A 13,648-nucleotide genomic window follows, 5' to 3' on the forward strand; every position below is an offset into this window, starting at 1 on the left:
CCGCTGCGGCGGCCGGAAGGGCAGTTATGAGCAACAATTCATTCGGCGGTGCCGGCAATTCCTATACGACCAATGTGACCTATGGCGGGGCGCAGCCGCAGGGCGATGGCGCAGCCGCCGGCGCGGAGGCATCCGTCGTCAAGGACACGACCACGGCGAGCTTTGCGGCGGACGTTCTGCAGGAATCGCGGCGCCAGCCGGTTCTGGTCGACTTCTGGGCGCCCTGGTGCGGCCCCTGCAAGCAGCTGGCGCCGGCGCTGGAAAAGGCGGTCCAGGCGGCCGGCGGCAAGGTCAAGTTGGTCAAGATGAACATCGACGACCACCCGGCCGTGGCCGGTCAGCTCGGCATCCAGTCGATCCCGGCGGTCATCGCCTTCAAGGACGGCCAGCCGGTGGACGGCTTCATGGGCGCCGTTCCTGAAAGCCAGATCCGCGAATTCATCGACCGCGTCGGCGGCAAGGGCGGCGGCCCGCAGATCGAGGAGGCGCTTGCCGCCGCAGCCGAGGCGCGCGCGGCCGGCGACGTCCAGGCCGCAGCCGGCATCTTCGATGCGGTGCTGCAGCAGACGCCCGACAATATCGACGCCATCGCCGGTCTGGCCGAGGTGCTGTTCGAGGCGGGCGACACCGCCGGCGCCGAAGAGGTTCTGGCGCGTGCGCCGGCCGACAAGGCCGAGGCACCGGCGCTGGCCGGGGTGCGCGCCAAGCTCGCCCTTGCCGCCCAGGCCGCCTCGCTCGGCAATCCGGCGGAGCTGCAGGCGCGGCTGGCGACCAATCCGAACGACCACCAGGCCCGTTATGATCTTGCCATGATCCAGAATGCGCTTGGCAATCGCGCGGAAGCCGCCGACAATCTTTTGACGATCGTGAAGGCGGATCGCAGCTGGAATGACGACGGCGCCCGTGCCAAGCTGCTGCAGCTGTTCGAGGCCTGGGGCATGACCGACGAGGTGACGCTGGCGAGCCGGCGCAAGCTGTCGTCGCTTTTGTTTTCCTGATCGCCTGACGGCGGCGAAGCGCGCCGGTCGCCCTTGTACTGGTCGACCGGCGCACCAGATGACTAGGCAATGTCCGGGGGCGCCCGCCAGCGGGAAACGCAGCGTTTCAAGCTGATCGGGCCGCTTCAGGGATGGAGCGGGGAGGAGAAATTGCAGGCGGGAAACGCGTACTATCGATTCGGTAAGGACATCCCGGCGACGATACCGGTGTTTCCGCTGGTCGGCGCACTTCTCCTGCCGGGTGGGCGCATGCCGCTCAACATTTTCGAACCGCGCTACCTCCAGATGGTCGATGAGACGATCGGCGGATCGCGGCTGATCGGCGTCGTCCAGCCTGCGCTCGACGGTTCGCTGCGCATGGACGGCGAGCCGGAACTTTCGAGCATCGGCTGCATCGGGCGAATAACCTCCTTTTCCGAGACCGGCGACGGTCGCTACCTGATTTCTCTGCAAGGCGTCTGCCGGTTCCGCCTCGCGCAGGAACTGACGGTGAAATCGCCGTACCGCCAGTGCCGCATCATGCCTTTCGCGACGGACCTTTCCGATGATCCGACCGGCGAAGAGGTGAACCGGCTGGCGCTTTTGAAGGCGTTTCGCGCCTATCTCGAGGCCAACGAGTTGCAGGCCGACTGGGACAGCGTCAGCCGCGCCGACAACGCGATGCTGGTCAATGCGCTGTCGATGATGGCGCCCTATGGCGCGGCCGAGAAGCAGGCGCTGCTGGAGGCGCCGGACCTGAAGACCCGCGCCGACACGCTGATCGCCATCACCGAAATGGTGCTGGCGCGCGAAAACGACGATTTCGGCTCTGGCCTGCAATGAGAGACGAGCGGCGATGAGACAGGAAAAGCCCGCGCCCGCCGTGGACGTGAAAATGCTGGAGCTCCTGGTCTGCCCGCTGACCAAGGGAACGCTGGTGTGGGACGAGACGCGGCAGGAACTGATATCGCGGTTGGCAAAGCTCGCCTATCCGGTCCGCGACGGCATTCCCGTCATGCTGCCGTCCGAAGCGCGCACGCTCGATCCGACCGACGAAATCCGGCCATCCACTGGACTGCAGGCGGGCGGACGCGGCTGACAAGCTCGACTGCAACATCGGTTCCGCTGCACGCACCCGCCGATCTTGCCACATCTTTTCCCATGACGGCGCCTGTGGCGCCCTACTGAAAATTGCGCCCCTTGGGCATGACGTCGTGCGTCTCGCGGGATAGGGCCTCGCGGTCGCGCGCGGCAATCGGCGAGGCGTTTGGGGGCTGCCGTCCCGAAAGCCGGGAATCCGGACGCGCGGCCGCAGCCTGTGCTTCCTCGGAAAGTGCGGCCAGCCACAGTGACAGATCCTCGATCTTGTCGGCGACTATGTGGATCACTCCGGATTCCGACTGCAGCTTGCCGCTGACGCGGATGAAGCGTGCGCCCATGATGACCGGACGAAAGCGGTCGAACACCCTTGTCCAGATGATGACATTGGCAATGGCCTTTTCATCCTCGAGGGTAAGGAAGATGGCTTTGCCATTTCCGGGCCGCTGCCGCACCAGCACCAGGCCGGCGACCGAAACGCGCCGCCCATCCGGAATTTTGGGCAGCAGCCAGTTCGGCGTGATGCCGACGCGGTCCAGCCTTTCGCGCAGGAAGGAGACGGGATGCGCCTTTAGCGAAAGGCCGAGCGAGCGATAGTCGTGAACGACGTGCTCGCCCATCGGCATCTGCGGCAGTTCGGTCTCGGGCTCCATGTCCGCCAAGCGGATTTCCGGACGGTCGAACAGCGGCAGGCGCTCGACTGCCCTGCTGCCAAGCGCACGCACCGCCCATAGCGCCTCGCGCCGGTCTAGCCCCAGCGAACGGAAGGCATCGGCCCCAGCCAGCCGTTCAAGCGCATCGACGCGCAGCCCTGAGCGCAGCCAGACGTCGCGCACCGAATCGTAGCCCGCCCCACGCGCGGCGACGAAGGCGCGCATGTCGTCTTCGCTCAGTCCCTTGATCTGGCGGAAGCCGAGCCGCACCGCGCGCGCCGTCTGGATCACGCCACGCATCTCGGCGTGACGCGCGATGATCCGCTTGGGATCGAAGGAGGCTTCTTCCAGCGTACAGTCCCAGTCCGAGGCGTTGATGTCGATGGGCCTGACCTCGACGCCATGGTCCTGCGCATCGCGCACCAGCTGGGCGGGCCGGTAAAACCCCATGGGCTGCGAGTTCAGGATCGCGGCGCAGAAGACATCCGGATAAAAAGTCTTGAACCAGCAGGAGGCATAGACCAGCAGCGCGAATGAGGCGGCGTGGCTTTCGGGGAAACCGTACTCGCCGAAACCCTCGATCTGCTTGAAGCAGCGTTCGGCGAAATCCTTCGGATAGCCCCTCTCGACCATGCCTTGGATCATGCGGTCGCGATAATTGCCGATCGTACCATTGCGCCGGAACGTGGCCATGGCCCGGCGCAGCTGGTCGGCCTCGCCCGGCGAGAAGCCGCCGGCTTCGATGGCGATGGCCATGGCCTGCTCCTGGAACAGCGGCACGCCGAGCGTGCGTTTCAGGATCTTTTCCAGTTCAGGCTTGTGATACTCCACCTTTTCCTTGCCCATGCGCCGGCGCAGATAGGGATGCACCATGTCGCCCTGGATCGGGCCGGGGCGCACGATCGCCACCTCGATGACGAGATCGTAGAACTCTCTTGGGCGCAGGCGCGGCAGCATCGACATCTGAGCGCGCGATTCGATCTGGAAAACGCCGAGCGTATCGGCCCGGCAGATCATGTCGTAGACGGGTTTTTCTTCCGCCGGGATAGTGGCCAGCGTCAGCCGCCGGCCATAAGGGTCGCGGACGCGATAATGATCCTCCAGCAGATCGAGGGCGCGCTTGAGGCAGGACAGCATGCCGAGCGCGAGGATGTCGACCTTGAGGATGCTCACCGCATCGAGGTCGTCCTTGTCCCATTCGACCATCTTGCGCTCGTCCATCGCCGTCTTCATGATCGGCACGATCTCGTCGAGCCGGTCCCGGGTGATGACGAAGCCGCCGACATGCTGCGACAGGTGACGCGGAAAGCCGAGGATCTCGTTGGAGCGGGCGATCACATGTTTTGCGGAAGGGTCCGATTTGTCGAGGCCGCCCGCCATGGCTTCCTTCTCGCCCAGCTCGCTGGACGACCAGCCCCAGATCGAGCTCGACAGTGCGCCGCGCACGTCGTCCGAAAGCCCCATCGCCTTGGCGACTTCGCGGAGCGCCGAACGCCCCCGATAACTGACCACCGCGGCAGCGAGCGCGGTGCGCTTCTGGCTGTATTTTTCGTAGATGTAGGCGATGATTTTCTCACGTTTCTCATGCTCGAAATCGACGTCGATGTCCGGCGGCTCGTCGCGCTCGGTCGAGACAAAACGCTCGAAGAGGACCTGCACCCCCATGCGCTCGGGATCGACCTCGGTGATGCCGAGGCAATAGCAGATCACCGAATTGGCGGCCGAGCCGCGCCCCTGGCAGAGCACGTTGCATTCCTCCGAGCGGGCAAAGCGGACGATGTCGTTAACGGTGAGGAAGTAGCGCGCGTATTTCTTCCCGGCGACGATTGCGAGCTCGTGCCGGATCAGGCCCTGCACCTTTTCGGGAACGCCTTCCGGATAGCGGTTCGCCGCGCCCACCCAGGTCAGCCTTTCCAATTCGTCCTGAGGGTCGACGCCTTCTTCCGTCGTTTCCTCGGGATAGTTGTGCTTCAGTTCGTTCAGCGAAAAGCTCAGGCTTTCGGCAAAACGCAGCGTCTCGGCCAGCGCCTGCGGATAGGCGCGGAAAAGCCGCGCCATCTCGACTGGATGCTTCATGTGGCGTTCGGCATTGGCGGCAAGCTCGAAACCCGCCTCGCCGACCGGCCTGTTCAGCCGGACAGCGGTGAGCACGTCCTGCAGCGGACGCCGGTCGACCGCATGGTAGAGCACATCGTTGGTCGCCATCAGCGGCACGCCCGCGGCATCAGCCATCGCAGCGGCCTGCGCGATGCGGAAACGGTCGTCGCCGAGATAATGAGGCGCGACGCCAAGGCGCAGGTTCCTGCCAAAACGGTCCTTCAGCTGACGGACGAGGGCAAGCTGGTCCGCACCCGCTGCCTCCGAAAGGTCCGGCAGCAAGGCAAGCGACATGAGATCGCCCCATTCGAGAAGGTCTTCGCGCCTCAGAAGCGTGGCGCCCTTTTCGGTTTCGGGCCGCAGATTGGCTTCGGTGAGCATGCGGCACAGATGCCCCCAGCCCTCGCGGGTTTGCGGATAGGCGAGCACATCGGGCGTGCCGTCGTTGAACACCAGCCGGCAGCCGGGATGGTAGGCGAGCCGCACGGGCTCGGCATCTTTCGACAGCCTGATGCATTTCGACTGGGTCCAGGCGCGCACGACACCGGCCACCGTATTGCGGTCGGCAAGGCCCATGCCGGCATGACCCAGGAGGCAGGCGGCCACCACCAGTTCCTGCGGCTGGGAGGCGCCGCGCAGGAAGGAAAAGTTCGACTGCGTGCCGAACTCGACATAGCCCGGCGAAGCGATGGGCGCATGGGGGAACGACTCTTCTTTCATGAAAACAGCCCCTGCATGAACCAGCACGGCCCGGCTTTGTCTTCGCCATAAAAGCCTTGCCGGAACAGCCAGTAGCGGCGGCCGGCGGCATCCTCGACGCGGAAATAGTCGCGCGTGGGGCTCTCGACGTTTTCCAGCCACCACTCCGCGGCGATGCGCTCGGGTCCTTCGGCGCGCACCACATCGTAAAGCACGCGGCGCCAGCGGAAGCGGGCAGGCGGGCCCTCCGGGATCTCGGCCGCCATGACCTCGATCTGCTCGGGATGGGCGAGCAGGCGGATGGGGCGCTCTGCCGCTGCAGGCATGACGCGCAGCGCCGTGGCGCCAACCGTCATTGCATAGGATTGCCGCGCGACCGCCCGTTCCGGCAGATGGCTTTCGACGGTGACCGGCCGATGCACGGCCTCGGTGCCGAGGCGCGCCGAGATGCGGTCGACAAACAGGGCAAGGTCTTCCTCGCCTTGCAGGACATCGCCGGCAAGGTCTGTCTGCGCCATGTCGAAGGGGGCGGCGGCCAGCACCGATAGACGGACGAGATCGAAGCCGTAGCCGGCGTCGAGCACATCTTCCAGCGCCGCCAACCGCTCGTGGAACAGCCTTGCAATCTGCGCCGGTGCGCGCTGCGGTCGCGAGGTACCGACGCTGATGCGGCTGACCACGCCGTCGACCCGGAACAGCAGAAGCTGCAGGGCGCGCGCGCCCTCGCCGCGCCGCTCCAGATCGGTCTTCAGGCTCGTGGCCAGCAGAAGCACGAGCCGTTCGATGTCTTCGATGAGCCCAACCGGTTCGGCCAGATGCCGCTCCACCGAAAGGGCGGCGACCGGCAGGCGCGGCGAGATCGCTTCCTCGATGCGGCCGAGCGCCTGGTCGATGCGCGCCAGAAGGGCGGCGCCGAAACGACGCGCCAGCGGCGCGCGGGGGCTGCGCAATATGGCGCCGGCATTGCGCAGCCCCACGCTTTCGAGACCGGCGATCGTGACCGACTCGAGCCGTAGTGCTGCCAGCGGCAGCGGCTCGAGCATTTTTTCCTCGGCGCCCGGCTCGACGATGTCGGGGCTGCGGAACCGCGCCACCGCCCAGGCCGCCCCCGGCGTCGAGGCCAGCCCCGCCCGCACATCGAAGCCCTGGTGGAAGAAGCGCGCCAGCAGATCGTCGAGCAGCGCCTTTTCGCCACCGAACAGATGGGTGCAGCCGGTGATGTCGAGGAAGAGGCCGTCGGCTCCGTCTAGCGCCACCAGCGGCGTGTAGCGGTCGCACCAGTCGGCCAGTCCTTCCAAAAGGCGGCGGTCGGCGGCCGGGTCGGCCTCGACGACCTCGATGCCCGGATGCATGGCGCGCGCGTCGGCGATGCCCATGCCGGGTTTCAGCCGCAGCCGCTCAGCCTGTTCGTCGAGGGCTGCGATGCGCTGCGCGTTCTTTTCGCGATGGCTGATGACCAGCGGCGGCCGCGGCGCCTGCGGCTGCAAACGCCAGGACCGTCCCAGACGCTGGCGCAGGATGCGCTCGGTGCCGAGATAGGGAAACCACAGCGCCAGTATCCGCTGGCCCGAGGGCCTGCTTGTGTCTTTCGGCGAATGAGCGTTCATCGGCGTTCCATTCCAGGGTGAACTGTCCGGGCAGGGCAAGGCGGCTTTTGTCGATGCTGACGGCAAAGCCCGGTGGGCCGATCGATCCTGCCAGCGGACCGGCAAGGGTATGTCTGGGAGCGGCGGTCGCCGGCGAAACGACGAGCCGCACCGGCGCGGCCGTGGGCTCTGCCTGCCCGGCCTGCCGCAGCAGGAAGACCGGCCGGCCCGCGCCGAGCGCGCGCCGATGCAGCCGGCGCGTGGCGGTGAGGTCGAGTTTTTGCGGATTGCCGCGGATTTCGAGAATGACGGCCGAAAACCCTTTCAGATCGGCAGCCTCCTCGGCGATCCAAAGCGCATCCAGAAGATTGGGCGCCTCGGCGATCAGCAGTTCGTCCGGCTCGATGCCGAAGCGACTGCGCAGGCCCGGCGCATAGGGCATGCCGGCCTCGCGGAAGATCTCGGTGGTGCCGATCCAGAGGAGCGGGACCCTTCGCGCCGCCCGCGCCAGCAAAAGCCCGGCCAGTGCCAGGGCAAAGCCGCTTGCGGACCCGGCATCGCGCGTCTCGGTGCCGTGGATCTCGGTCAGCGCGGCCAGCGGCAGCCCGCCGCCAAGGGCCGCGTCGAAGCCTGCCGCACCGGTGGCAAGGCACCCGGCCGCATCCACGGCCCCGTTTCGCCGCAGCACCACCGCGCCCTCTTCCGGACGCGCCTTGGCCGGCGCAGCCAGGCGTTCCGGCAGCGTGCCCTCGATACGTGCGATTTTCTGGCGCAAGGCAAAAACAGTCGCCTGCGCCACGGCGGACGTCGCCATGACGATGTGCTTTCCGATATTTGTTCCTGTTATGTTCCTATAGATTCCAGAGCGACCCGGAAGAGTCAAGCAACTCGAAGGAGAATTTATTCCTCTCCCGAAATGTTGAACAAGCCGCGTAAAAGTGCCGGAAGGGCCATTTTCCGGGCGCCGGCGCAAAAAGCTCGAAAGGCAACCGCCAAAAGGCTATATGCGGGCAAAAGGAAACAGAATGGCCCGTATCTACAAGAACCGCTCATGGCATGAGCAGCTTTCGCCGTCGCTGGACGAGCTGGAATTCCTGGCTATCGAGGCCTATGCCCACCTGCCGGAAGAGTTTCGCAAGCTGACCGGCGAGGTCGTCATCCAGGTCACGGAATTTCCCACCGAAGAGATCATGGACGACCTGTCGCTGGAAACGCCCTTCGACCTGCTCGGCCTGTTCGAAGGGCGCGGCATTGCCGAGCGGTGGAATCCGCAGACCGGCGACGGCCCCAACAGGGTCACGCTCTATCGCCGCGCCATTCTCGACTACTGGGCCGAAAACGAGGAGACGCTGGGCGACATCGTCACCCATGTGCTGATCCACGAGATCGGCCACCATTTCGGCCTCAGCGACGACGACATGGAACGCATCGAGGAATCAACTTAGCGGCTCAATCACCGCTAGGACTGGGATTCCCTCTTTTCGTACGCTGTCCTGATGAGCGATGAGATGCGCAAGGTCTCATCCTCAACCGGGTATGAAAACTCTTCCATCACACCCTGAAATGGCCTCGCAAACCCGATATTTTCACGCATATCAGCATGGAACCGTTCGAATTTTTCAAACTTTTTCTTTTCAAACTGCGGCTCTGCCTGTCGAGCCAGCGGGAAAATATGTATCGGCTTTCCTGACATCGAAGCCTCGCAGACCATCGTCACCGTGTCTGCCGTAATGATGAAAGCGTCGGCGGCAGCAAGATAGTCGATGTAGGGATTGTCGCCGGTGCGGTCCCAAAGCATCATCCGCGGGCTATTTAGTTCCATCAGCCGAGCAAGAATTTCCGGCTCGGAGCGGCGGGACGTCGATGCGAGGACGACGTAACCTCGTTCAACCAGATCGGTCGCTGTGGCGATAATCCTTTCTATTGTCTGCCGATCGAAAGCATAGGCCCAGGTCGATCCGCCGATAAGCAAGGTTACGACAGGCTCCCCGCCAGGAGCAAAGCGGGCCCGCGCCCCCTCCCGCCGTGCCGCGAGGAGATCCGGGCTGATCCGATGCGGGACGCCGACCATCTTAAAATATTTTGGATCGTGTTCCATTGCCTCCGTCCAGTCATGACGGGAGACGAACACCATATCGAACAAGCCCGGGTCGCGCCGCGGTGGTTGCAGGTGCACCGTAAACGACCGGCCGCCATACGCCTTCTTGATATCCGCAACATAACGCTCGGAAATGCTTCCGCACGAGATGACGATGTCCGGAGCTTTTTCCGCGGCGATTTGCCGAAACGCAGAAAATATCCGCTCCGCTCGGGTTTGCTTCCTGAAAATCCTGGCAGTCGGGTTCCTGTCCAGATTTTGCGCGACGCCGAGGCACTGGGTCAGCGTTCCCGCCTTTTCCTCGCTTACAGTCCACACTCTCATGCTTATTATTGATCCCCAAGCTTCATGCCGGGATCGTATTCGACGCCATCGACATCCTTCACCACCGCCTGGCCGCATTTCATCGTCTTGGTCTCGGCATCGTAGGAATAAGTCGGCGAGCCGAACAGGTGCCAGCCCTTGTTCAGAGCCGCCGTCACCTTGTGGCAGAAGCTGGCATCGTCCGGGCCGGTCAGGAAGCGGTAGAGTTTCATGTCGTCATTCCCCGTCTTGGCACTATTGCCTTGAACGTAGTTGCGGCCGCGGTCGCGGAAAGCCTACGGCCATAATATTCTGTTTTTGAACCACTATCCGGAAGGCGGCTTCCGGGCGACCCATTCCACGCCTTTTCCGGTCACTTGGCAATCATCGCCGCCTTGGCGAGCAGCCTTTCGGCCTGCGCGCGGTGCAAGAGCTCCACCATGCGGCCATCGAGGCCGATGGCGCCCTTGCCGGCGTTTTCGGGCAGTGCGAAAGCGGCCACGATCCTTTCCGCATCGGCAAGCGCCTCGGGCGAGGGCGAGAAGGCGGCCTCGGCCGGGGCGATCTGGGCGGGATGGATCAGCGTCTTGCCGTCGAATCCCATGGCGAGGGCCTGGCCGCAGTCGGCGGCAAGGGCATCGAGGTCGCGAAAATCGTTGCTGACGCCATCGAGGATATCGAGCCCGCCGGCGCGGGCGGCCAGCACCATCTGCATCAGCCAGGGCATCAGATAGCGCCTATCAGGCGTGGCGAGCACGCCGGTCATGGCAATCAGATCATTGGTGCCGGCAACGAGGCAGGACAGGCGCGAGGCCGCATCGCGGCCGAGTTCGGCGATCGCGCCTATGTTGAGCACGGCGCGCGGCGTCTCGATCATCGCCCACAGCAAAGGCTCTTGCGGCGCATCGCTGTCTTCCAGCATGTCGGCGGCTTCCAGCACGTCGCGCGGCGTCTCCACCTTGGGCAGCAATATGCCGTCGGGCGCGCAGGTAATTGCGGCGGCAAGGTCGTCGGCACCCCATTCGCTGGAGAGGGCGTTGATGCGCACCACCACCTCGCGCACGCTGGCGGGGCGGTTGCCAAGGATGCCTGCCAGCTTTGCACGAGCGGCGGCTTTCTCGGAAGGCGCCACTGCGTCCTCGAGGTCGATCACCACCGCATCGCAGGAAAGCGAGGCAAGCTTGGCCAGCGCCTTGTCGTTGGAGGCGGGCACATAGAGCACAGAGCGGCGCAGATGGATGGGAGGCTGGATCATGCGGTCTTTCTTGCCTTTCAACCTCGTCTCTTGCAATACGTCACCCGAAAAGGCTGATAAGGCCTGCAACCAGATATCGGGAAGAGACATATGGCGCGCTACGACGTCATCATCATCGGCGGGGCAATCGTCGGCAGCTCGATCGCCTATTACCTGCGCGAAGAAGGATTTTCGGGTTCCATCGCGCTGATCGAGCGCGACCCGCAGTTCACCTACGCGTCCACGACGCTGTCCTGCGCCTCCATCCGCCAGCAGTTCTCGATCCCGGAAAACATCCGCCTGTCGCAGTTCACGCTCGGGCTGTTCCGCCGGCTGGAGCAGGAGTTCGGCGCCGGCGCCGACATCGGTTTCCGCGAGGGCGGCTATCTCATCCTTGCCGGTGAGAACGGCCAGTCGATCCTCGAGCAGAACCACGCCGCGCAGATGGCCGAGGGCGCCGATATCGTGCTTGAAGATGCGGATGCGCTGCAGAAGCGCTTCAGCTGGATCTCCACCGAAGGCATCACGGCCGGCGCCTATGGCCGCTCGGGCGAGGGCTGGTTCGACGCGCATGCCATGCTGATGCTGTTCCGCAAGGCGCTGCGCGAGAGACAAGTCGACTTCATCACCCATGCCGTCGCGGGTATCGAGCGCGAGGGCAATCGCGTCACCGCCGTGACGCTCGACAATGGCGAGCGGCTGGAGGCCGGCATCGTCTTCAACGCCGCCGGCCCCTCGGCCGGCAAGGTCGCGGCCATGGCCGGGCTGGTGCTGCCGGTGGAGCCGCGCAAGCGCAACGTCTTCGTCTTCGAGGCGCGCGACAAGTTTGCCGACATGCCGCTGATGGTCGATCCAAGCGGCATCTATGTCCGCCCCGAAGGCAGCGTCTACATCGCTGGCGGCGCGGAGGACGAGGCGGGCGAAGGCCCGGCCGATCCGAAGGATTTCGATCCCGACTGGTCGCTGTTCGAGGAGAAGATCTGGCCCGTTCTGGCCACCCGCGTGCCGGCCTTCGAGGCGATCAAGGCAACGCGCGCCTGGGCCGGGCACTACGACTACAACACGCTCGACCAGAACGCCGTGATCGGGCCGCATCCGGAGGTCGAAAACTTCATCTTCGCCAACGGCTTCTCCGGCCACGGCCTGCAGCAGGCGCCGGCGGTGGGCAAGTCGCTGGCCGAACTCTTGGTCCATGGCGGCTATCGCACCATCGACTGCTCGGCCTTCGGCTATGCCCGCATCGCCGAGAACCGCCCGTTCCGCGAACTCAATGTGATTTGATCGCTAGCGTCATCGCCGCAAGGTCGAGCGCATTGCCAAGCGCGTGACCTTGCGCGGTGTTGTCGAAGATGCACCAGACTTCTTGAGCGGCCCGCGCGGCCTCGTCCATTTGCCGCTCAATGACGCCGAGGCTTTCGGGCGGATAGTCCGAATGGTAGACGCGCGGCGATCCGTGCAGCCGGAAATAGGCAAGGCCGCGCCAGCCCGCCGGCATGTCGGCGCCGTCGAAATTCGCCGGATCGGCGGCTACCCGCGCCACAAGGTGCCGCTCCAATAGCGCCTCGGCTTCTCGCTCGAACCAACTCGCATGGCGTGGCTCCAGTGCGATTCCCGCATCACTTTGCGCGCGCAGCTCGGCAAGGAAGGCCTCCGCGATCGAGGCGTCGAAGGCGAGGCTCGGCGGCAACTGCACCAGAAGCACGCCGAGCTTTTTGCCCAGGCCGCCCACATGCGCCAGAAATTCGCCGATGAGGGCGGAAGTGTCCGCCAGCCGGTGATCGTGAGTGATGGTGTTGGGCAGTTTTACCGAAAAGCGGAAATCGGCCGGCGCGCTGTCCGCCCAGCGCTCATAGGTCTCGCGCCTGTGCGGGCGGTAGAAGCTCGAATCGATCTCGACGGCGTTGAGGCCGCGGGCATAGCGCGCAAGCTGCGTGCCCGTGCCCGGCAGCCGTGGCGCGTGGGCCGCAGCGATGCCCCAACCGGCGGTTCCGATGAAACAATGTTGCTCCGCCATGCGCACCGATGTGGCGGAGGTGCCCGTGAAATCAAGACCTAGCCGCGCGGCCTACCGGAACATGTCCCCTTTGATTCGCCGCATGCTTTGTGTAAAGCAGGTGACGAAACATTCCCCGGAACCGGATCGGGTCAGATATCATGGAAAAGTTCACCAAGCTCACCGGCGTCGCCGCCCCCCTGCCGATCGTCAATATCGACACCGATATGATCGTCCCCAAGGATTATCTGAAGACGATCAAGCGCACCGGGCTCGGCACGGGGCTTTTCGCCGAGATGCGCTACAATGAGGACGGTTCGGAAAACCCCGATTTCGTGCTCAACAAGCCGGCCTATCGCAAGGCGCAGATCCTCGTCGCCGGCGACAATTTCGGCTGCGGCTCGAGCCGTGAGCACGCGCCCTGGGCGCTGCTCGACTTCGGCGTGCGCTGCGTGATCTCGACCAGCTTCGCCGACATCTTCTACAACAACTGCTTCAAGAACGGCATCTTGCCGATCACGGTCAGCCAGGAAGACCTCGACAAGCTGATGGACGACGCCTCGCGCGGCGCCAATGCGACGATCTCGGTCGATCTCGAGGCCAAGGAAATCCACGGCCCCGATGGCGGCGTGGTCAAGTTCGACCTCGACGACTTCAAGCGCCACTGTCTGCTGAACGGCCTCGACGACATCGGCCTGACGATGGAGAAGGCTCCGGCAATCGCGACCTTCGAGCAGAAATACGCCGAGACCCGCCCCTGGGCGTAAGTCTTGCAAGCCGCTTCCGGCGGTTCTCGTTTTCGAAAGGGCCGCCTCGTGCGGCCCTTTTGCTTTTTCTGGCCCCGAACGGCGGCGCTTGCACGCGGGCGACCTCGCCTCAAGGGCTGACGCGCCCGCGGGGCTGTGGCATG

General features: G+C 64.7%; 13 protein-coding genes. 6 read left to right on the plus strand and 7 right to left on the minus strand.

All coding sequences use genetic code 11. The features are described from left to right. Positions 1–26 precede the first annotated feature (26 nt). From trxA to C7I85_RS07150, 3 genes are all read left to right on the plus strand, one after another. Positions 27–998 carry a thioredoxin gene (gene trxA / locus C7I85_RS07140; protein ID WP_106723279.1) on the plus strand — a complete coding sequence of 324 codons (972 nt, stop codon included), beginning with the start codon at positions 27–29 and terminating at the stop codon, positions 996–998. Positions 999–1,148: 150 nt separating this feature from the next. Then, a complete protein-coding gene (locus C7I85_RS07145; RefSeq protein WP_106723577.1) occupies positions 1,149–1,820 on the plus strand; it encodes an LON peptidase substrate-binding domain-containing protein in 672 nt (223 codons plus the stop codon). 13 nt (positions 1,821–1,833) lie between these two features. After that, positions 1,834–2,076, plus strand: a complete 243-nt coding sequence (locus C7I85_RS07150) for a Trm112 family protein (RefSeq protein WP_106723280.1) — start codon at positions 1,834–1,836, stop codon at positions 2,074–2,076. An 82-nt stretch (positions 2,077–2,158) separates the two neighbouring features. Here C7I85_RS07150 and C7I85_RS07155 read toward each other — a convergent pair whose 3' ends face one another. The 3 genes from C7I85_RS07155 to C7I85_RS31595 are packed head-to-tail and all read right to left on the minus strand — an operon-like array spanning position 2,159 to position 7,924. Continuing rightward, complete coding sequence (locus tag C7I85_RS07155; RefSeq protein WP_106723281.1) at positions 2,159–5,545, minus strand: error-prone DNA polymerase; 3,387 nt, start codon at positions 5,543–5,545, stop codon at positions 2,159–2,161. After that, positions 5,542–7,011: a Y-family DNA polymerase gene (locus tag C7I85_RS07160; protein WP_245444857.1), complete on the minus strand. Its 1,470-nt coding sequence runs from the start codon at positions 7,009–7,011 to the stop codon at positions 5,542–5,544. Before C7I85_RS07160 ends, C7I85_RS07155 begins: the two co-directional genes overlap by 4 nt. Next, positions 6,923–7,924, minus strand: a complete 1,002-nt coding sequence (locus C7I85_RS31595; RefSeq protein ID WP_245444841.1) for an ImuA family protein — start codon at positions 7,922–7,924, stop codon at positions 6,923–6,925. Before C7I85_RS31595 ends, C7I85_RS07160 begins: the two co-directional genes overlap by 89 nt. Before the next feature lie 211 nt (positions 7,925–8,135). Between C7I85_RS31595 and C7I85_RS07165 the strand changes: the two genes are divergently transcribed. Beyond that, positions 8,136–8,555, plus strand: coding sequence for a metallopeptidase family protein (locus tag C7I85_RS07165; protein WP_106723283.1), 420 nt, complete (start codon positions 8,136–8,138; stop codon positions 8,553–8,555). Positions 8,556–8,569: 14 nt separating this feature from the next. Here the strand turns inward: C7I85_RS07165 and C7I85_RS07170 are convergent, their stop codons facing one another. The 3 genes from C7I85_RS07170 to C7I85_RS07180 form a co-directional block, all read right to left on the minus strand. Continuing rightward, positions 8,570–9,532: a mitochondrial fission ELM1 family protein gene (locus C7I85_RS07170; protein ID WP_181257112.1), complete on the minus strand. Its 963-nt coding sequence runs from the start codon at positions 9,530–9,532 to the stop codon at positions 8,570–8,572. A gap of 5 nt (positions 9,533–9,537) precedes the next feature. Further along, positions 9,538–9,744 (minus strand): DUF1737 domain-containing protein, encoded by a 207-nt coding sequence (locus C7I85_RS07175; RefSeq protein WP_106723285.1) that lies wholly within the window; start codon positions 9,742–9,744, stop codon positions 9,538–9,540. A 140-nt stretch (positions 9,745–9,884) separates the two neighbouring features. Next, on the minus strand, positions 9,885–10,766 hold the full coding sequence (locus C7I85_RS07180) for an HpcH/HpaI aldolase/citrate lyase family protein (protein ID WP_106723578.1): 882 nt from the start codon (positions 10,764–10,766) through the stop codon (positions 9,885–9,887). 90 nt (positions 10,767–10,856) lie between these two features. Between C7I85_RS07180 and C7I85_RS07185 the strand changes: the two genes are divergently transcribed. Then, positions 10,857–12,026 (plus strand): NAD(P)/FAD-dependent oxidoreductase, encoded by a 1,170-nt coding sequence (locus C7I85_RS07185; protein ID WP_106723286.1) that lies wholly within the window; start codon positions 10,857–10,859, stop codon positions 12,024–12,026. On the opposite strand, the gene C7I85_RS07190 is transcribed toward C7I85_RS07185, so the two are convergent. Next, positions 12,013–12,759, minus strand: a complete 747-nt coding sequence (locus tag C7I85_RS07190; RefSeq protein WP_106723287.1) for a DUF72 domain-containing protein — start codon at positions 12,757–12,759, stop codon at positions 12,013–12,015. The genes C7I85_RS07185 and C7I85_RS07190 overlap by 14 nt on opposite strands. Positions 12,760–12,899: 140 nt before the next feature. Between C7I85_RS07190 and leuD the strand changes: the two genes are divergently transcribed. Continuing rightward, the gene (gene leuD / locus C7I85_RS07195; RefSeq protein ID WP_106723288.1) at positions 12,900–13,505 is read left to right on the plus strand and encodes a 3-isopropylmalate dehydratase small subunit; all 606 of its coding nucleotides are present in this window, start codon (positions 12,900–12,902) and stop codon (positions 13,503–13,505) included. Positions 13,506–13,648 lie beyond the last annotated feature (143 nt).

Origin of the sequence: Pseudaminobacter soli (ex Li et al. 2025) (assembly GCF_003012705.1) — a bacterium.
Classification (GTDB): Bacteria; Pseudomonadota; Alphaproteobacteria; order Rhizobiales; family Rhizobiaceae; genus Pseudaminobacter; species Pseudaminobacter soli.